At 41.2% G+C, this 19,780-nt stretch carries 21 protein-coding genes and 2 other annotated features; of the genes, 4 read left to right on the top strand and 17 right to left on the bottom strand.

The genetic code is table 11. The features are described 5' to 3' along the window. Window positions 1-8 precede the first annotated feature (8 nt). The 7 genes from E2626_RS09925 to zapA all read right to left on the bottom strand — a co-directional run bounded on the left by E2626_RS09925 (window position 9) and on the right by zapA (window position 8,363). Window positions 9-590: a TetR/AcrR family transcriptional regulator gene (locus tag E2626_RS09925; RefSeq protein ID WP_134381599.1), complete on the bottom strand. Its 582-nt coding sequence runs from the start codon at window positions 588-590 to the stop codon at window positions 9-11. Between the two features lie 110 nt (window positions 591-700). Then, window positions 701-2,395 (bottom strand): long-chain-fatty-acid--CoA ligase, encoded by a 1,695-nt coding sequence (locus E2626_RS09920; protein ID WP_134381598.1) that lies wholly within the window; start codon window positions 2,393-2,395, stop codon window positions 701-703. 561 nt (window positions 2,396-2,956) lie between these two features. Then, entirely contained in the window at window positions 2,957-3,364 is a 408-nt protein-coding gene (locus E2626_RS09915; protein WP_134381781.1) for a DUF350 domain-containing protein, read from the bottom strand. Window positions 3,365-3,384: 20 nt separating this feature from the next. Then, complete coding sequence (locus E2626_RS09910) at window positions 3,385-5,742, bottom strand: endonuclease MutS2 (RefSeq protein WP_134381597.1); 2,358 nt, start codon at window positions 5,740-5,742, stop codon at window positions 3,385-3,387. A gap of 10 nt (window positions 5,743-5,752) precedes the next feature. Then, entirely contained in the window at window positions 5,753-7,465 is a 1,713-nt protein-coding gene (polX, locus tag E2626_RS09905; protein WP_134381596.1) for a DNA polymerase/3'-5' exonuclease PolX, read from the bottom strand. Window positions 7,466-7,531: 66 nt separating this feature from the next. Then, a complete protein-coding gene (locus E2626_RS09900; protein WP_134381595.1) occupies window positions 7,532-8,080 on the bottom strand; it encodes a CvpA family protein in 549 nt (182 codons plus the stop codon). Window positions 8,081-8,087: 7 nt separating this feature from the next. After that, on the bottom strand, window positions 8,088-8,363 hold the full coding sequence (zapA, locus tag E2626_RS09895; protein ID WP_208528138.1) for a cell division protein ZapA: 276 nt from the start codon (window positions 8,361-8,363) through the stop codon (window positions 8,088-8,090). 207 nt (window positions 8,364-8,570) lie between these two features. Here zapA and rnhC point away from each other — a divergent pair, with 207 nt between their 5' ends. Beyond that, complete coding sequence (gene rnhC / locus E2626_RS09890) at window positions 8,571-9,488, top strand: ribonuclease HIII (RefSeq protein ID WP_134381593.1); 918 nt, start codon at window positions 8,571-8,573, stop codon at window positions 9,486-9,488. Between the two features lie 40 nt (window positions 9,489-9,528). On the opposite strand, the gene pheT is transcribed toward rnhC, so the two are convergent. From pheT to E2626_RS09875, 3 genes are all read right to left on the bottom strand, one after another. After that, on the bottom strand, window positions 9,529-11,940 hold the full coding sequence (pheT, locus tag E2626_RS09885) for a phenylalanine--tRNA ligase subunit beta (RefSeq protein WP_134381592.1): 2,412 nt from the start codon (window positions 11,938-11,940) through the stop codon (window positions 9,529-9,531). Window positions 11,941-11,952: 12 nt separating this feature from the next. Beyond that, complete coding sequence (gene pheS, locus E2626_RS09880; RefSeq protein ID WP_134381591.1) at window positions 11,953-12,996, bottom strand: phenylalanine--tRNA ligase subunit alpha; 1,044 nt, start codon at window positions 12,994-12,996, stop codon at window positions 11,953-11,955. Window positions 12,997-13,046: 50 nt separating this feature from the next. Next, window positions 13,047-13,285: a binding site (T-box leader), on the bottom strand. 49 nt (window positions 13,286-13,334) lie between these two features. Then, window positions 13,335-14,084, bottom strand: a complete 750-nt coding sequence (locus tag E2626_RS09875; protein WP_134381590.1) for a TrmH family RNA methyltransferase — start codon at window positions 14,082-14,084, stop codon at window positions 13,335-13,337. Between the two features lie 102 nt (window positions 14,085-14,186). Between E2626_RS09875 and sspI the strand changes: the two genes are divergently transcribed. Continuing rightward, window positions 14,187-14,396 carry a small acid-soluble spore protein SspI gene (sspI, locus tag E2626_RS09870; RefSeq protein ID WP_134381589.1) on the top strand — a complete coding sequence of 70 codons (210 nt, stop codon included), beginning with the start codon at window positions 14,187-14,189 and terminating at the stop codon, window positions 14,394-14,396. On the opposite strand, the gene E2626_RS09865 is transcribed toward sspI, so the two are convergent. The 3 genes from E2626_RS09865 to E2626_RS09855 form a co-directional block, all read right to left on the bottom strand. Next, the gene (locus E2626_RS09865; RefSeq protein WP_166786789.1) at window positions 14,393-14,845 is read right to left on the bottom strand and encodes a small multi-drug export protein; all 453 of its coding nucleotides are present in this window, start codon (window positions 14,843-14,845) and stop codon (window positions 14,393-14,395) included. The two genes, sspI and E2626_RS09865, sit on opposite strands and share 4 nt — an antisense overlap. An 84-nt stretch (window positions 14,846-14,929) precedes the next feature. Then, a complete protein-coding gene (locus E2626_RS09860; RefSeq protein WP_134381588.1) occupies window positions 14,930-16,015 on the bottom strand; it encodes a M42 family metallopeptidase in 1,086 nt (361 codons plus the stop codon). 63 nt (window positions 16,016-16,078) lie between these two features. Beyond that, window positions 16,079-16,567, bottom strand: a complete 489-nt coding sequence (locus tag E2626_RS09855) for a dUTP diphosphatase (protein WP_134381587.1) — start codon at window positions 16,565-16,567, stop codon at window positions 16,079-16,081. 106 nt (window positions 16,568-16,673) lie between these two features. Here E2626_RS09855 and E2626_RS09850 point away from each other — a divergent pair, with 106 nt between their 5' ends. Beyond that, window positions 16,674-17,063, top strand: a complete 390-nt coding sequence (locus E2626_RS09850; protein WP_134381586.1) for a sigma-w pathway protein ysdB — start codon at window positions 16,674-16,676, stop codon at window positions 17,061-17,063. 40 nt (window positions 17,064-17,103) lie between these two features. On the opposite strand, the gene E2626_RS09845 is transcribed toward E2626_RS09850, so the two are convergent. The 4 genes from E2626_RS09845 to infC form a co-directional block, all read right to left on the bottom strand. Then, window positions 17,104-17,367, bottom strand: a complete 264-nt coding sequence (locus E2626_RS09845; RefSeq protein ID WP_244094293.1) for a DUF1294 domain-containing protein — start codon at window positions 17,365-17,367, stop codon at window positions 17,104-17,106. Between the two features lie 144 nt (window positions 17,368-17,511). Further along, window positions 17,512-17,871, bottom strand: coding sequence for a 50S ribosomal protein L20 (gene rplT, locus E2626_RS09840; RefSeq protein ID WP_134381585.1), 360 nt, complete (start codon window positions 17,869-17,871; stop codon window positions 17,512-17,514). 40 nt (window positions 17,872-17,911) lie between these two features. After that, window positions 17,912-18,100: a 50S ribosomal protein L35 gene (gene rpmI / locus E2626_RS09835; RefSeq protein WP_134381584.1), complete on the bottom strand. Its 189-nt coding sequence runs from the start codon at window positions 18,098-18,100 to the stop codon at window positions 17,912-17,914. A gap of 22 nt (window positions 18,101-18,122) precedes the next feature. After that, the gene (gene infC, locus E2626_RS09830) at window positions 18,123-18,683 is read right to left on the bottom strand and encodes a translation initiation factor IF-3 (protein WP_134381583.1); all 561 of its coding nucleotides are present in this window, start codon (window positions 18,681-18,683) and stop codon (window positions 18,123-18,125) included. 6 nt (window positions 18,684-18,689) lie between these two features. Beyond that, window positions 18,690-18,826, bottom strand: a sequence feature (ribosomal protein L20 leader region). Window positions 18,827-19,178: 352 nt separating this feature from the next. Between infC and E2626_RS09825 the strand changes: the two genes are divergently transcribed. Continuing rightward, window positions 19,179-19,655: a YusW family protein gene (locus E2626_RS09825; RefSeq protein WP_134381582.1), complete on the top strand. Its 477-nt coding sequence runs from the start codon at window positions 19,179-19,181 to the stop codon at window positions 19,653-19,655. Window positions 19,656-19,780: the final 125 nt, after the last annotated feature.

Genomic DNA, 19,780 nt, shown 5'->3' with positions numbered 1-19,780 from the left:
TCTCTCCTTCATTTACATAATCCCTTAACTAAAAGCCTATGTATCCCTGGCGACAGTTCAGTGATTGAATACTTCTGATCATTAATCACCCAGGTCGTTGCCACCTCATCAATCGTACCAAATACCATCTGCCTTGCCAATCGTATATCCAGATCCTCAGATAAAACGCCAGTATCAACACCATTCTGAAGTACGTCATCGACCAGCACCAGATATTCTTTCAGCACTTTATTAATTTTCATTCTGATATCCTTATTGGATTGCCTCAGCTCAAGCTGTGTTACAATAGCAAGATGGTGATCATCAGAAAGCATTTGAAAGTGACTTTCAACAAGTACTTTCAATTGGTCAACTGCATCTTCAGTATCATCCATTTTTCTTCTGATTTTTTGAACAAACTGCCCCATTTTTTCTTCAAAAAGAGAAATCAGTATGTCTTCTTTATTCTTAAAGTATAAATAAATCGTGCCGTCTGCTACACCAGCCTGTTTAGCAATCTTTGAAACTTGTGCATGATGGTAGCCGTTTTCAGCAATGACCACTACGGCTGCATCAATAATTAATTTATATTTTGGTTTATCTTTCTTCATCTGGTCATCACCCTTCAATCACATATAAAAAAGACGAAAATATGAATGACTATTCATTCATATTTTCATCTTACTAAGAAAACCTCTATTCGTCAAGAATAATCATTTATCTAAGAAGAATGTTTTTGCTGCTGCTTTTCTCTTTCTTCTTCAACTAATTTTCTTCTCAGAATTTTACCAACAGCTGTTTTAGGCAGCTCTTCCCGGAATTCGTAGATTCTTGGTACTTTATAAGAAGCCATATGTTTTCTAGCAAATTCATCTAATTCTTCTTCAGTCGCCTGGTGATTTTGTTTTAATACGACAAAGAGTTTAACTGTTTCCCCACGGTATGCATCGGGCACTCCAACAGCTACTACTTCCTGAATAGCAGGGTGTTCATACATCACTTCTTCAATCTCACGTGGATAGATGTTAAAACCGCCAGCGATAATCATATCTTTCTTACGATCCACAACATAGAAGTAACCTTCTTCGTCCATATAACCCAGATCGCCAGTGTAAAGCCATCCGTCACGAAGAATTGCTGATGTTTCTTCAGGCTGGTGCCAGTAACCTTTCATTACCTGAGGACCTTTCACAATAATTTCTCCAACTTCTCCAGCAGGAAGTTCTTCACCGGTTTCCATTGAAATAATCTTCGACTCAGTATCCGGCCACGGTACACCAACGCTTCCTTTTATACGCTTTGCATCCCATATAAAGTTCGAGTGCGTGACGGGTGAAGATTCTGTCAGTCCATACCCTTCTACCAATTTACCTCCGGTTACTTTTTCAAACTCTTCCTGAACTTCAACCGGTAGCGGTGCTGATCCGCTAAGGCATGATTCAACAGAAGTGAGGTCATATTTCTTGAGATCAGGGTGATTTAAGATCCCAATGTAAATGGTTGGTGCTCCCGGGAATATTGTCGGCTTTTGTTTGTGTATTGTCTTCAATGCTGTTTCCACATCAAACTTTGGAAGCAGAATCATTTTATAACCCTGCATAATAGAAAGAATCATCACAGTGGTCATTCCATAAACGTGGAAAAATGGTAAGATCCCTAAAATGCTTTCTTCACCTTTTTTGTTTTTATACAGCCATGCGTCACACATTGATGCATTAGCGATCAGGTTTTTGTGTGTCAGCATTACACCTTTAGGAAAACCTGTTGTACCACCTGTATATTGTAAAATCGCAATATCTTCCTCAAAATCCAGCGGCGGTATATTCGGATCCGGTGTCGCCGTTTTCAAAATTTCAGTCAGCAGGTGATTGCTTCCTGAATGCTCTACCTTCACTGTGATACCGTATTGCTTTTTCTGAATAAATGGGTAGATTAAATTTTTTGGGAAAGGTAGAAAATCTTTAATTGCTGAAATAATAATGTGTTCCAGATCAGTATCATTAAAAACTTTAGAAATACGTGGAAATAAAATATCCATCGAAATAATTGCTTTTGCTCCGGAATCTTTCATCTGATATTCAAGTTCCCGTTCTGTATAGAGCGGGTTTGTCTGCACGACTACGCCACCTGCATATAAAATTCCATAATACGCAATAACGGAAGCAGGCATGTTCGGAAGCATAATTGCTACACGATCACCTTTTTGGATACCAATATCCTGTAAATACTTCGCCATTTTGAGTGATGATTCATACATTTCTTTAAATGTGAACTCTTTCCCCATAAAATGTACTGCAATTTTTTCCGGGTACTTTTGTGCCGCTTCGGTTAAGTACGCATGGACGGGTTTCGGCTCATATTCCAGGTGTGTAGGAATTGAATCGGGGTAAAGCTTCAGCCAAGGCTGTGATGTCATTGTAAAACCTCCTTCTTATTAGTAAAATAATTAGAAAATTCTCATTTCTGATTCCATTATAAGCTAAAAAGAAAACGGTTACAATTTTATTATGAGAAAAAAGACACAGAGTGCCTTTTTATTAATACTCCATTGATGTTGGCTGGTGATTTCCGCTTCAGGCGGACGCTTTCCGCATGGACGGCGGTGAGCCTCCTCGGCGCAAGCGCCTGTGGGGTCTCACCTGTCCGTCGTTCATGCTGGAGTCGCCGCCTTACGCTCCAATCACAGCTGTGCAAAATCAACATTGCTATTTACTAACTAATAAATAATTGGTAGTTACTTTACTGAGCTGCAGATTAGAGTGGAGAACTGAGACTCCTGCACCAGTAAGGAGAGACAGGACATACGCGAAGCGACGAGGTTCGTCAGGACTGGTGCGGAAAGCGGAGTTCCCCCACGGAAATCAACAGCGGTTTTATATTTGATTACAGTGTAACTAAATAAACAATTCCAATCACCATAAATACTGCACAACAGACGATGAGTATTTTAATTAAATTCTCCATTTTACGTTCTCCTCTAGTTTATACTTGCGCCAATCACATATGACAACCCGATTGAAATGAGCATTGAAATTAACCCTACTGCTCTATTGTCGGCTTTAATTTCTTCATCGACTTTAAAGCCTGGTGTCAGAAATTCAAAAACGAAGTAAGCGAATAACAATAAAATAAATCCATACAATCCCCAGCCCATCATTGTTAAAAGGGTATCATGCTGGCTGATTGAACTGCGGAATATATTTGCGATTCCGAATACCTTTCCTCCAGTTGCCATGGCAACGGAGATGTTACCGTTCTTAATTTCTTCCCAATTCTTGTACTTTGTTACTAGTTCAAAAATTGATAAGAAAACGATCATACAGACAACAACAACACTGAAATAGCCTGCGGTTTCGATCAGAGGGTGCTGCCAGAATCCTTCCATGCCGCTCACCTTCTGTCCCATTATTTAAACTCAACAACGGTCACACCGCTGCCACCTTCACCGTCTTCACCCAGACGTACTTTTTTAACCGAACGATGGTTTTTCAGTTTTTCCTGCACACCTGAACGGAGAGCACCGGTGCCTTTACCATGAATAATGGACACGCGCGGATATCCCGCAAGGAGCGCGTCATCAATATATTTATCCACTCTCATGATTGCATTTTCGAAACGTTCACCCCGCAGGTCAAGTTCCAGACTGACATGAAAGTCTTTTCCTTTCACTGTTGCCAGCGGTTTAGGATCAGGTTTTTTCTCACCTTTAATAAACTCAAGGTCAGATTCATTTACTTTCATTTTCAAAATACCCATTTGAACTGCCCACTCTTTGTCGTCTGTTTTTTTGATAAGCGTACCTTTTTGCCCAAAGCTCAGAACATTCACTTCATCACCAGGCTGCAGTTTTCTTTCTGACTTCACTTTTTCCTGCTTTTTCTTGGCAGAAGCTTTAGGAGCAGCGTCATCAAGACGTTTTCTTGCATCAATGAGTTCATGCTCTTTCACATCTGCCTGTTTTTCAAACCTCAATTGACGAAGCTCTGACATCACTTCTTCTGCTTCGGTTTTTGACTTTTCTACGATCTCCTGTGCTTTCGCTTTTGCCTTTTCGACCAACTCTTCTTTTTTCTCATAGTACTCAGCCATTTGTTTTTGAAGATCGCGATGAATTTTTTCTGCATCTTTTAATAGTTCATGCGCTTCCTCATAGTCAGTTTCAGCGCTTCTTCTGCTCGTTTCAAGTGATGCAATCATGGCTTCTACAGCTTTACTGTCTGTGCCAACAAAAGATTTAGCGTGTTCGATCACATGATCATTCAGACCGAGACGTCTGGAAATATCAAAAGCATTACTGCGTCCGGGTACTCCGATCAATAACCTGTAAGTCGGGCTGAGTGTCTCGACATCAAACTCAACACTTGCATTGACCACACCGTCCCGATTGTATCCATATGCTTTTAACTCCGGATAGTGCGTTGTAGCAACTACTCTTGCGCCAAGACCATGTACTTCGTCTAAAATTGAAATTGCCAGCGCGGCACCTTCCTGAGGATCAGTACCGGCACCAAGTTCATCAAATAAAACTAAACTTTCATTGTCTGCCTGTTTTAAAATTTCCACGATATTGACCATATGAGAAGAGAAAGTACTTAAGCTCTGCTCAATGGACTGTTCATCACCGATATCAGCATGAATCGACTGAAATACAGCAATCTTTGATCCATCTAATACGGGTAACGGAAGTCCTGCCTGTGCCATCAGCGTACATAGTCCAATCGTTTTCAGCGTGACTGTTTTACCACCTGTGTTAGGTCCAGTAATGACAATTGTAGAAAATTCTTCACCAAGATAAATATCATTTGCAACTGCTTCTTCCATTGTCAGAAGTGGATGACGGGCTTTATTAAGCTTTATAATCCCCTGATCATTGACTTCAGGTTTCGTTGCTTTTATTGTTCTGCCATATTTAGCTTTTGCGAACATGAAATCCAAATCAGCAAGAATATTAACGGTCAACAGCAGACTGTCTGCTTCCTGCTGCACTTCAAGTGAAAGGGCAATCAGAATTTTTTCGATTTCCTCCTGCTCCTTCAGACGCTGCTCTCTCAGCTGATTGTTGAATTGTACAATTGAAGCTGGTTCAATAAAGAGCGTTTGACCTGATGAAGACTGATCATGGACAATCCCGCCGTAGTGGCTTCTGTATTCCTGTTTGACCGGGATCACATAACGGTCATTTCGGATTGTGATGACTGCATCTGAAAGCATCGTTGCAGCGTTTTTTGAACGGATGGCACTTTCCAGTTTTTCTCTCACTCTGCTTTCGCTCGTTCTGATCCTCTGGCGGATGGCGCGCAACTCAGTGCTCGCTGAATCAAGCACTTCTCCGCTTTCGTCTATTGAATCAAAGATCTGATGTTCCAAAGGCGTCAGAATCGCGAGCATCTCTTTTTTTTCTGTAATGATTGGAATGGAAATTTCGCGCTCTTCATGAAGATCTTCGACAAAATTTCTAATGTTTTTCCCTGCTCTGATCGTGCTTGCAACCTGAATTAATTCAGCTGCGCTCAGCATTCCGCCAATTTGTGAACGTTTGATATGAGCTCTGATATCAAAGATCCCTCCGAGTGGCATACCACCTTTTACTCTGAGAATCGTAGCTGCTTCATCCGTTTCATCCTGAAGCCTTGAGACTTCTTCTAAAGAGAATGAAGGCGCCAGCTTTTCGATTCTCATTGAACCAAGTGATGAAGCAGCGTGCTCCATCACCAAACTTTTTATTTTATTAAATTCAAGTGTTTTGATTGATTTATTCAACAGGTTTCTCTCCTTACTCGTGGCGTTTTAAGAATTTGGACAGTCCTTCAAAAGTCATGGCATTGATCACTGATTCTTTTTTCAGCCATCCTTTTCGCCCGACCTTCACCCCGAGATCCATAAAGTTCAAATGGGCTTTATCGTGTGCATCCGTATTAATAAAGACAGATACACCCATGTCCTGCGCTTTGGCAATATGTTCATGATTCAAATCAAATCTGTATGAATTTGCATTCAGTTCGAGTCCGGTTTTTGTTTCTGCAGCTCTTTTAATCAGCTGGTCCATGTCCGGATCATATCCTATGCGTTCTCCCACTATTCTCCCGGTCGGATGCGCAATAAAGTCTACGTGCGGATTTTGGAGCGCAGTTTCAAGGCGTGCCATGATTTTTTCCTGAGATTGTGAAAATGATGAGTGAATTGAAGCGATCACTATATCGAGTTCCGCCAGCAGATCATCATCATAATCAAGTGTACCATCAGGCAGAATATCCATTTCTATTCCTGCAAGCACTTCAATCTCACTATACTTCTTATTCAATTCTTTAATCTCAACCATTTGCTTTCTTAAGCGGTCAGCAGACAATCCATTCGCAACTTTTAAATAGGCAGAATGGTCTGTGATGGCCATGTAATCGTATCCTTTTTCAATACATGCTTCAATCATTTCCTCCAGAGAATACGCACCATCACTCCATGTTGTGTGCATGTGCAGATCGCCTTTAATATCTTCTAAGGTAATGAGTGACGCTGCCTCTTCATGTCTCTCTATTTCTCTGCCGTTTTCACGAAGTTCAGGTGAGAGAAATTCAAGATTAAAATAGCTGAAAAAGTCTTTTTCTGTTTCAAACGTTTTCACTTCTCCGGTTTCAATGTTTTCCACACCATACTCACTAATCTTTTCACCCCGCTCTTTAGCGATTTGTCGCAGCCTTACGTTATGATCTTTAGAGCCTGTAAAGTGATGGAGTGTTGAAGGAAACGCCTGATCTTCAATCAGCCTGATGTCTACAGATATTTCAACTCCCCGCTCAAGTACAATTGAAACTTTTGTGTCACCATTTGAGATGACTTCTTTTAATCCTTCAACTTTTAAAATCTGTTCCCTTACCTCTTGAGGCTGATCAGTAGATGCAATAAAATCAAGATCTTTTACAGTTTCTGATGTTCTGCGCAGACTGCCTGCCCTGGAGTAGCGAATAATTTCCTTTATCCCGCCGAGCAGTAAATCAATTTCTTCTGCAATCGGCAATACGGTTGCAATCGGAAGACGTTCCGGTCTGCTGCCTGCATTTTCAACTGCTGCGAGAATCTTTTCTTCAGTTTTTGCACCGAATCCGGATAATGCCTGCACTTTGCCTTCTTCACAGACTTTTTTTAAATCTTCAATTGACTGCACTCCCAGCTCCTGATATAACCGGGCAATCTTTTTACCGCCGAGACCCGGAAGTTTCAATAACGGAATCAAACCTTCAGGCACTTCTTTTTTCAGGGAGTCGAGCACTTCAGACTCACCCGTGTCAACGTATTCCTTAATGACCGCTGCGGTTCCTTTACCTACACCTTTTAAAGCTGTGAAATCATCAATCTGCGATAAACTTCTCTGATCAGTTTCAACTGCCTGAGCAGCTTTCCTGAACGCGCTGATCTTAAATGGGTTTTCTCCTTTTAATTCCATGTAAACTGCAATTGTCTCTAGTAATTTAATAATGTCTTTTTTATTCAAGGTGAACGCTTCCTTTCGTTAAAAAGCCCGGAATCCACTATGGGGAATTCCGGGCTTTCTGCATGGTTAAGATGATGACGAACGCGTTTCCAGCCACCAGTCCTTCACTTGCTCTGAAAACACGGGTGTATGTTCAAGAATAAATGCTGCAATCCAGGAATCAGCCAAAGCGTTTTGTATCATTCCCATCGGTATCATCGCAGCGATATAAATCAGTACAAAGAGCACGATGTACATTTCTATAAAACCCATGAGTCCCCCACCAGCAACATTTAACGGACGGAGCATCGGGAACTGGGCAACAGAATCAAACATTGACCCAATCAGTTGCATAACAATTTTTGCAGCAAAGAAAATAATTGCAAAAGCGATGATCCGGTAATAAGCATCTTCCAGGTTCACGGACTCAGCAATCAAATGAAGTTGTGAATCAGTATCAAAAGCAGGATAAGGCACCCATAGCACCAGCTTTGGCGCTAGTTGTTCGTAATAACGATAAGCAAGGAAAAAAGCAATAATGAAACCGATCATATGGATCAGTTGTAAAATAAACCCTCGGCGCAGTCCGATCAGGAAGCCGGCCACAAGCAAAATAAATAACAGCAAATCCAGCATCTAGCATTCAATCCCTTAATTTTTTTAATTCTTTCTCGAGTTCTTCCATTTCTTCTTTTAACTTTAAATAATCATGTACTGCATTTACAGCTGTCAGTACTGCCAGCTTAGAAGTATCCAGCGCGGGATTAGCCGAGCTGATTTCTCTCATTTTATCGTCAACCATTGAGGCAACAAGTCTGATATGAGACGTGGACTCACTGCCTACGATGGAGTAAGATTGTCCATAGATGTCAACACTTGTGCGGTTTTTATTGTTGTTCGACAACGCAGCTGCCCCCATTCTCAAGAATCCTATTCACTATCATAACATGTACAATTTACAGATGAAAAGAAAAGTTGATTTTATTTACATCTATACTCTCTTAATGTCGAAAGTTGATTTCCGCTCCAGCTGTGCAAAAACAACACGAGATTTCAACATAGGCCACATCTATATTAAATATGGTAAGCTGTCAAAGCAAATATTGCTTACATAAAGGAGAACCAAATGGCAAATGCAGTTTTAACTTTATCTAATTCAACCATCAATGAAATGAAAAAACATTATCAAAGCTTTTTAAAGCCTAATCCACCTGCAGGCGCTTCGTTTGCTGCAAAGGGCCCTTCCTATTCAATCACTGCTTACAAATCAGGAAAAGTATTATTCCAGGGACAGAATGGTGAGCAGGAAGCTGCCAAATGGGGAAAGCCGGCCCAACCAGCGAAAAAGACGTCTTCACCTTCTAATAAAAACCTTCCGGAAGATATTGCAAATATGTCTATTATCGGAACAGATGAAGTTGGAACAGGAGATTATTTTGGTCCGATTACAGTTGTTGCTGCTTATGTATCAAGAGACCAGCTGAAGCTTTTAAAGGAGCTGGGCGTAAAAGATTCAAAGCATCTGACAGATGACACGATCGTTAAAATCGCAAAAGATCTGATTCATACAATTCCATACAGCCTGCTTACACTGCCCAATGAAAAATATAATGCGAAGCAAAAGCAGGGGTGGACTCAGGGGAAAATTAAAGCGGTGCTTCATAATCAGGCTATTCTGCATTTAAGAAATAAGATTGAACCAGTTACACCTGAATGTGTATTAATTGACCAGTTTGCTGAAGAAAAGATTTACTACAGACATATCAGCGGTGAAAAATCGATTTATAAAGAAAATGTGTATTTCAGTACGAAAGCTGAAGGTATTCATTTAGCGGTTGCTGCAGCTTCAATTATTGCGCGCTATGCATTTATTAAAGCAATGGACCAATTGAGTAAGGAAGCAGGCTTCACATTACCTAAAGGAGCAGGCGCAAAAGTAGATCATGCAGCTGCCAGACTAATTCGCTCTAAAGGGGAAAGCAGCCTGGATCATTTCACTAAAACACATTTTGCTAATACACAAAAAGCGAAAAAGCTTGTTTAATAACGAAAGCCGGAACCTTTTTTGAGGTTCCGGCTTCTTATTATGAACGCAATGCTGCGCCAGTTTTTTCTTTAACTGCTTCAAGCACCTGATCGTGCGCCTTCACGACTTCTTCATCAGTCAGTGTACGTTCAGGATCCATATAGGTCAGTGAGAATGCAAGTGATTTCTTACCTTCTTCCATCTTATCTCCCTGATACAAATCGAAAAGCTGTACATTTTTAAGCAGCTTGCCGCCAGCATCTTTGATAATTGATTCAAGTGTTCCGGCGTCAACAGATCTGTCTGTCACAAGTGCAATATCTCTTGAAATCGATGGATATCTAGGAATCGCATTGTATTTAAGCGGTGCCGTTTCATCTCCGTAAATGTCTTCAAGCTTAATTTCAAATACATATGTCTCTTTTAAATCAAGCTCTTTTGCTTTGACAGGGTGAACCTGACCAACAACGCCGACCTGCTTTTCTTTATATAAAACTGCAGCTGTTCTGCCAGGGTGCATGTGATCCATGTTAGATGCTTCATATCGGATTTCATCACTGATGCCGAGTTTTTCCCAAAGCGCATCTAACATTCCTTTTGCAACATAGAAATCTACCGGCTTCTTTTCGCCCTGCCATGGGTGCTGCTGCCAAAGACCAGTCAGTGCCCCTGCAAGGTGTTCATCTTCATTCGGCAGTTCTGAACCATCAGCCAGGAATACTGAACCTGTTTCATAAAAGGCTGAAGAGTCTTTTTGTCTGGCACTGTTATATGCCACACTTTCAAGCAGTTGAGGAATAATGCTTTGTCTGAGCTGACTTCTTTCTTCACTCATAGGCATCATTAATTCAACCGGCGTTTTGGCCGCCAGTGCAAACTCAGTTACTTTTTGCTGATTTGTTAATGAATATGTGACTGCCTGTACTAATCCCGCGCCTTCCATCGTTTGACGGATTAGACGGCGTTTTTGCTGTCTCGGTGACAGTCCGCCCGGATTTGTTTCGTGTACCGGTAGTGTCATCGGGATATTGTCATATCCATAAAGACGGGCCACTTCCTCAATCAGATCTTCTTCAATTTCAAGGTCACCGCGTCGTGTTGGAGCTGAAACTGTAATCAGTCCACTATTTACTGATGCCTCGATTTGCAGACGGCGGAAAATTTCCAGAACGTCCTGTTCAGATAGCTCAGTACCTGTCACTCGATTGATTTTTTCCAGGCTGATTGAAATTTCTTTTTCTTTTATCACCATGTTTTCAGATGCAGAAGTACCTGAAAGGACTTCCCCATCAGCGTAAAGTGACAGCAGCTGTGCCGCGCGTTCTGCTGCAAGGGAAGCACGCTTCGGGTCTACACCTTTTTCAAAACGTGAGCTCGCTTCACTGCGAAGGCCAAGTTCTTTAGATGTCTGGCGGACAGTTGACGGTGCGAAATACGCAGACTCAATCACGACATTAACAGTTTTGTCTGTTACTTCGCTGTCATAACCACCCATGACACCTGCGATTGCCATTGGCACTTCACCATTTGTGATGACTAAATGGTTTTCATTCAGCGTTCGTTCAGCTTCATCAAGCGTTTTAATTTTTTCATTCTGCTTTGCAAGACGGACAACAATTTCCCCTGTCCCGATCTGATCAAGATCAAATGCGTGAAGTGGTTGACCGTATTCAATGAGAATGTAGTTCGTAATATCAACAACATTATTATGCGGTCTGATTCCGGCAGCAACAAGGCGGTTTTTCATCCATTGTGGAGATTCGCCGACTTTCACACCTTTTACTACTTTAGCAAGGTAAATCGGATTCTCTTCAACTGCTTCAACTGTTACTTTGATCGCATCTTCTGCACGCTCTGCAGCAGTTTCATATCCGAGTTCAGGCAGCTTTACAGGACGATCTAGAATCGCTCCAGTTTCATATGCTACCCCGATCATGCTCATGGCATCTGCACGGTTTGGTGTCAGACCCAGTTCAAGTATCGCATCATCCAGCATGAGTGCTTCAAGTGCATCTGCTCCAACTTCTGCATTCTGAGGGAAATTGAAAATACCTTCAGCATACTTTTTCTCAACCAGCTTCGCTTCGACTCCGAGCTCCTGCAGTGAACAGATCATGCCATGTGAAGCTTCTCCGCGCAGTTTGGCTTTTTTAATTTTGAAGTTTCCCGGTAATACTGCGCCTACTTTTGCCACAGCAACCTTCTGGCCTTCAGCAACATTTGGTGCACCGCAGATAATCTGTACATTTTCTTCTTCACCAACATCTACCTGACAAATATTCAGCTTGTCAGCTTCAGGGTGCTTTTCACAAGAGACGACGTGGCCAATCACAACATTTTTAATACCTTCTGCCGGAACTTCCACTCCTTCAACTTCGATACCGGAGCGGGTAATCTTCTCAGCTAGTTCTTCAGGCGTTACATCAGTTAAATCTATATATTCTTCAAGCCATTTATAAGATACAAACATGGTTAGTCCTCCTTAGCGAATTTCTTTACGGGCGAATTGTTTTAAGAAACGGTCATCATTTGTGTAGAAATGTCGGATATCATCAATGCCGTATTTCAGCATCGCAATACGCTCCGGTCCCATACCGAATGCAAACCCTGTATATTTCTCAGGATCAAATCCGGCCATTTTTAATACATTAGGATGTACCATTCCGGCTCCGAGAATTTCAATCCAGCCAGTGCCTTTACATACACTGCAGCCTTTTCCGCCGCAAATCTTACATGAAATGTCCATTTCAACTGAAGGCTCTGTAAACGGGAAGAAACTTGGACGCAGTCTGATTTCACGGTCTTCACCGAACATTTTCTTCGCAAATACATTTAACGTCCCTTTTAAATCGCTCATTCGGATGTTTTCATCTACAACGAGGCCTTCTATCTGCATGAACTGATGAGAGTGAGTCGCATCATCATTGTCACGTCGGTACACTTTACCAGGACAGATAATTTTGACAGGACCTTTTCCTGCGTGACGCTCCATCGTTCTTGCCTGTACCGGAGACGTATGTGTACGTAAAAGTACGTCCTCAGTAATATAGAACGAATCCTGCATGTCTCTTGCAGGATGGCCTTTTGGCAAGTTCAATGCTTCAAAGTTGTAATAGTCCTTTTCAACTTCCGGTCCCTCTTCTACTGTATAGCCCATTGAAATAAATAAATCTTCAATTTCTTCAATAACTGTTGTTAATGGATGCGCATGACCTGCAGGTACCGGACGTCCCGGAAGCGTTACATCGATCGACTCTTCAGCAAGCTGCTTTTCAACCGCTTCCTTCTCAAGTCCTTCCTGCTTCTCTTCAATTGCGTTTGTAATCGTGTCGCGCACTTCATTTGCCAGTGCGCCCATTTTTGGACGCTCTTCAGCAGAAAGCTTACCCATTCCTTTGAGTACTTCTGTAATTGGTCCTTTTTTGCCTAGATAAGCTACCCGGACATCATTCAGTTCTTTTAAGTCTGCAGCATGCTGAATTTTTTCAAGTGCTTCCTGCTTTAATTCCTGTAAACGTTGTTCCATTTCAGCGTTCCTCCTTTAATTCAATACAAAAAAGCACTCCATCCCCTGGTAAAAGGGACGAAGTGCTAAGATTCCGTGGTACCACCCTGATTGATCTGCACAATATAACAGATCCGCTCATAAGACTGATAACGGCGTTTAGCCGGTACACCTTTACGCATAACGCGGTCCCGGTGACAACTCTGGAGGTGAACTTCATCATGGTTTCTGCAGGCAGATTTTCAGTCTTGGATCCGCCTTCCCTACATAACAGATTGACCAGATTACTTTTCTCCGTCAATGTTTTTCAATTCATTCCTTAACAAGTATATACTACTCTATTGTGACTTTAAAGACAATCATTCACTTTTTAAATGATAAAGCAGAATACCTGCAGCAATTGCGACATTAAGCGATTCACTTTTTCCGTAAATTGGGATGTAAAGGTTGTGGTCTGTTTGGTTAAGGAGATCCTCATCCATTCCCGCGCCTTCATTGCCCATAATGAGTGCAAATTTTTTCTGTGAAGATGTTTTGCTGTATGGTTCAGCGTTTTGAAGTGAAGTACCGTAAACGGGAATTCCTTTTCTTTTACAGGTTTCAATTGCTGATAACAAATCCTGTTTGATAATAGGAAGGTGATAATGACTACCCTGTGCAGATCGCAAAACTTTTGCGTTATATGGATCTGCAGTCCCTTTGCCCAGAATCACCGCATCCATTCCAACTGCATCTGCTGTTCTGATCATCGTGCCGATATTACCGGGATCCTGTATCGCGTCAAGCAGTAAAATATTTGACAGGTCCAGATTTTCAACATCAGCTTCCGACTGTTTGCAAACCGCAAACACACCTTGAGTATGTTCAGTTTCAGCAAGTGCTAAGGCGATCTCCTCTGTTACAAAGTGGATGTCTGCTGAATCAAGGTAAGAAGGCAGCGCTACACCTTCTTTTACAATCACCTCAACTGCAGCCTCTGCCTTTACAGCCTCTTCAGTCAGATGCCAGCCTTCTGCAATAAACATCCCGGTTTTATCACGGCCTTTTTTTGTCGTAAGCTTTTTCCACTCTTTCACTTTCGTATTTTGCAGTGATTGAATCACATATATACACTCCCTGTATAATCGATTTTCCTATTATATCCGAGTTTTCATGTATAGACAAAGGGAATGCGGAGAAAATAATACTATTAACAAATTGGAGGTATGATGATGAATTTAAATATCAGACAAACAGTTGTACAAAATGTAAAAGATAATAACACTGAACAGTTACAGGATACGATTGTCGACTCCATTCAGCGGGAAGAAGAACAACTCCTTCCAGGACTGGGTGTATTATTTGAAATTATTTGGAAAGAAAGTGCAGAACAGGATCAGCAGCAAATGTTGCAGAAGCTGGAAAACGGATTAAAGCATTAAGTATTGATTAGAAAATCGATCCCGTAAATAGCAGCATAACCAAAAGCAAGCGTCCACAATGCAATACTGACAACCTGCCAAATAAGTACGCGGGTTTTATCAGCACCTAACGATAATGCGATAAAAGCTGCGATGTGGGTCCCGATCAGAATTGGTCCTAGTAGTGACAGCCCGGGCAAACCGTATTTGTTCCATATATTACGAGCTCTGGTCTGCCGCTTGCTTTCTTTTTGGCTTTGCTTTTTCTCATTCCTGTTTGCTAAATACTCTTTCACTTTTTGAAATAAAACGATCAGAAGAAATACAGTAAGCAGATTTCCTGCAAATCCTGTTATCATTACCCAAAATGGTGAAAGTCCTCTGATAATGCCAAGCGGCACTACCAGTGCAATTTCCAGCCATGGTGTAGCAGCGGCTAAAAAAAGCAGTGCATATTCGACGATAAGCATAATGTGACTCCTTTAAAATTATTATTATTTTATTCAGTATATCACTAAAAAAGATGCCCCCTGAAAAGAGGCATCTTTTTTGTTTCAGTCGAACGTAATTGAATTAACTGCGTCTCGATCCAGTTTCTTAATCACTTCTACGATCAGCTTCACAGCATTCTCGTAATCATCTTTGTGAATCATCGCAGCATGTGAGTGAATATAGCGTGATGCAACAGTGATTGCGATTGAAGGTGCGCCTGTAGCAGATAAGTGAATCGAACCAGCATCTGTCCCGCCGCCTGCAATTGCATCAAACTGGTAAGGAATATTATGCTCATCTGCAATGTTTGTGATGAAGTCTCTGAGGCCTTTATGTCCAACCATTGATGCATCATAAAGGATGATCTGCGGACCTTTACCCATTTTTGAGCTCGCTTCTTTTGCCGTGATACCAGGTGTATCGCCTGCAATTCCAACATCAACTGCAATGCCAATATCCGGATTTACAGCAGCCGCTGCAGTTCGTGCACCGCGGAGACCGACTTCCTCCTGAACTGTCCCTACACCATATACCTCGTTAGGGTGCTGCTGATTTTTAAGGTGTCTCATTACGTCAATCGCAATCGCACAGCCAATACGGTTATCCCATGCTTTAGCAAGGAGCATTTTTTCGTTATTCATTACTGTGAATTCAAAATAGGGAACTGCCATATCACCTGGCGTTATGCCCCATTCCATTGCTTCTTCTCTTGATGAAGCACCGATATCAATAAACATATCTTTAATATCAACAGGTTTTTTACGCGCTTCCGGTGGCAGAATATGAGGTGGCTTAGAGCCAATCACACCGGTAACGTCCCCTTTTTTCGTAACGATCGTGACACGCTGTGCAAGCATGACCTGTGACCACCAGCCACCAACCGTCTGGAATTTCAGAAAGCCTTTGTCGTCAATCTGAGTAATCATAAACCCGACTTCATCAAGGTGCCCGGCAACCATAACACGCGGCCCGCCTTCTTCACCTGATTTTTTCGCGATTAAACTGCCAATGCCGTCTGTTTTCACTTCATCAGCAAACGGCGATATGTATTTCTTCATAACCTCTCTCGGTTCACGTTCGTTACCAGGAATCCCTTTTGCATCTGTTAAATCTTTCAGCATTGTAAGCTGTTCATTATACTTTGTCATTTCTTCGCCTCCCTAACATATTTCCAACAGCTATTATATCACTTCGACAGAGTATTCACAAAATTAGTACTCATTTTTTTGGCGTTCAACATTTACTTCGTTTTTTAATTTATATGCTTTAATCGTATCATTTGCACTGAAGTTGAGGTTGTTTCCTATTGATAAATAGACGTTCCACATATGAATGTAATGGTCTTCGGATTGCACTTTCTCAAATTCGCTAATGCTCCTGTTAAATTGAAGAAATAATTCCGTAAGCGAAGTATCATTTTGATCAGGTTCAACTCCTGCAAATCTATAGTTCGTTTCCAGACCAATTGATAATAAAAAATGAATACCATCCACATACTCTTCCAAAATGATGCTTTTTTCTGAAGGACCTTTACGACTCCAGAATTTGAAGCATCTCGTTTCATTGGCAAGCTCTCCCGCCTCAACGGACAAAGCAAGCAACTTGTCTCTCAACAAATTTTGTTCAGTCAGATTATTCTCTTCTTCTATAAAAGAATCTAATTCATGCTGCATTTGATAAAGTTCTTCCCAGTTAAGCATATTCCACACTCCTTCAAGCATAGTGTATCAAAAAAATATGTTGAATCTGAAACTTTTGTTGTATCCCAAACGTAAAAATGGGAACGATGTTACAGGAGGACCTTTTATGATATTAATATTTCTTCGCGTACTGATCACAGTATTAATTTTTTATTTACTATATAAAGGTATAAAATATTTATTTGATCCAAAAAGAAAGCTTGAATTGGCTCATGAAAAACAGGAGTATTTCTTTCATGATGATGCGCATAATCCGCGAAAAAACTTCTTTATCACTTACAAAGGGGTTATGTTTCAGGGAGAAAAATATCTTGGGGAAGCTGATAGATCGTTTGATGTCGTTAATATTTTTGTGTGGCCTGATGACCCATCAAACCTGCAGGGGTTCAAAGTAGAAGATTTTCGCTTTATGGAAACAGATATCAGAAGCAATTACCCGCATGCTAAAATTGACTGGAAAAGTCCCATTAGAGAACTGCTCGGAAAAGAAACCTGACAATGGCTGCCACATGACAGCCTTTAATCAGGTTTCTTTTTTAACGTACTGCCCATATGATCAGCGCGCTGTGTAAAATGACAAGAACCGGCATACCAACTCTGAATGTAAGATGTTTCGTCTTATGTCTGAACACATTCATACCAGCCCACGAGCCAAGCGCACCACCTAATAGCGCAATCACCCAAAGCGTTTTCTCAGAAATCCTATACTCATCATTCCTAGCCCGCTTCTTATCTATTTTCATTGATATAAAACCAACTACAGACAAGATAAAATAATACAAAGTAAGTACTGATTCCAAAAGGACACCTCTTTCTCTATTTCATGATAGCTATGTTAAGACACTCGTTGTGTTAGTACACCTGGTGATTAGAGAAGAAATCAACAGCAAGATTTAACAGAACCACATAAAAAGACTGCCCATTAAAGGACAGTCTGATCATTATTACTTGTTTAGTTCTGTTTTAGCAGCGTCTGCAAGCTGTGCGAATGCTTTTTCATCTGCAACAGCAAGATCAGCAAGCATTTTACGGTTTACATCGATACCTGCAAGCTTAAGTCCGTGCATAAGACGGCTATAAGAAAGGCCGTTTGTACGAGCAGCTGCGTTGATACGAGTGATCCATAGCTTACGGAAGTCACGCTTCTTCTGACGACGGTCACGGAAAGCATAGTTTCCTGACTTCATTACCTGCTGATTAGCTACTTTGTATAGCGTGTGTTTTGAACCATAATAACCTTTTGCGAGTTTAAGAACTCTTTTTCTACGTTTACGAGAAACGATTCCACCTTTAACACGTGGCATAATAATTACCTCCTAATAAATCATGTTCGTTATTTTTGTATTAGATCATGTGTTTGATGCGCTTGTAATCGCCTGATGACACAAGTGAGCCTTTACGCAGCTTACGCTTAGCTTTTGTAGACTTGTTAGCGAAAAGGTGACTAGTAAATGCACGTGAACGCTTAAGTTTCCCTTTACCTGTCTTCTTGAAACGCTTAGCTGATCCACGGTGAGTTTTCATTTTTGGCATGAGTAGTATCCTCCTTAAATCATTACTTTTCGTTCGTTGGTGCAAGCATTAGGAACATGCTACGGCCGTCCATTTTAGGCTTGGTTTCGATTGTGGAAAGGTCTTTACATTCCTCAGCGAAACGCTCAAGCACTCTCTGGCCGATTTCCTTGTGTGTAATCGCACGTCCGCGGAAACGGATCGATGCTTTTACTTTATCGCCTTTTTCAAGGAACTTTCGTGCATTACGAAGCTTTGTATTGAAATCATGTTCTTCAATTCCAGGGCTCAGACGAACCTCTTTCAAATTGATGATTTTTTGATTTTTACGTGCTTCTTTTTCTTTTTTCTGCTGTTCGAATTTATATTTACCATAATCCATAATTCTCCCAACAGGCGGCTTTGCATTCGGTGCAACAAGAACGAGGTCAAGGTTGACGCGCGCTGCGATTTCAAGCGCTTCATTCTTTGATTTTACACCTAACTGTTCACCGTTTTGATCAATCAGACGCACCTCGCGTGAACGGATGCTTTCATTAATCTGTGTGTTATCCTTGCTAATAGTAATCCACCTCCGGATTGATTTTGAATACCATTGTGACATGTTTTCAGCAATAAAAAAAAGCCGGAAACTTCTGAAGTCTCCCGCTGCCATGCACATATTACCCTTAAAAGAGTTCATAAATGCGTGTTACCATCCAGCTTGTTAGCCGGGAAGGTGAGAAGCGGGTGCTTCTTCTTGTACACAAATTCGTATTCGATTCACTCTAGCTATTGTAGCAACTAATGAGTTGAATGTCAATCCAAGTTCTTAATCAACAAAACTGATGATATCAGATAAGTGAACTTGACGCAACACCATTTCGACAAATACCTCCGTAATATGATTCTTTTTTTGAAAACAGATTTAATTCTGTAACAAATGACATGATCATCTATTGCCTTTACAGCAGGCTAAAAAGCATTTTTTTCATTGAATTATTTTATCATCCTTTATAACAGCATTAACTCAGAATTATTTATTTATCAAAATGAGTTTTAAGATCTTTCTAAACGGCTAAACCTAAGGTAATTCAATAAATTGCTGGAGGTAATGTAAATGAAAAAACGATATGGTATTACAGCAGTCACCAGCTTGAGCCTGCTATTAACTGCATGCGGCGAGGAAGATGAAACTGTCGAAAATCCTGAACCAGTTGAAGATACTGAGCAGGCCAGTGAATCAGAAGGCGGGAATGCGAATCAGGAGGAAGCGGGAATCACTTTCCTCGAATTCGATATGGACGCATCTTATGAAGGGAACGACAACGACTTTGAAATCTCATACGATTCTGAGGGAAGCGAAATTGAAGCTTCCTATGAAAATGAGCGTGACATGATGACGATGTCAGGGGATGACGCATTCCAGGAGATTCAGCCGGTATTGAGCGAGTTTGATTTCACTCCTGAAACGGAAGATGATGAAGTGATCGACAGAGTGATTGAAGGTTTTGAAATTGAAGAAGGTTTTAATTCAATTGAAGTAGAAATCAAATTCGAAGATGGAACTGAAAAAGAATATGAACGCGGAAGTTAAAAAATCTGCCAGAGCTCTCCATGCCAACTCTACAGTATTGTAAAAGTGACCGGTTCATTTCCGTTTCAGTCGGAGGCTTTCCGGACGGCCTGCACTAAGCCTCCTCGTCTTCGACTGCGGGGTCT

Origin of the sequence: Jeotgalibacillus salarius, from assembly GCF_004405125.1 — a bacterium.
GTDB lineage: Bacteria > Bacillota > Bacilli > Bacillales > Jeotgalibacillaceae > Jeotgalibacillus > Jeotgalibacillus salarius.
This window is presented reverse-complemented; position numbering and strand designations above follow the sequence as displayed.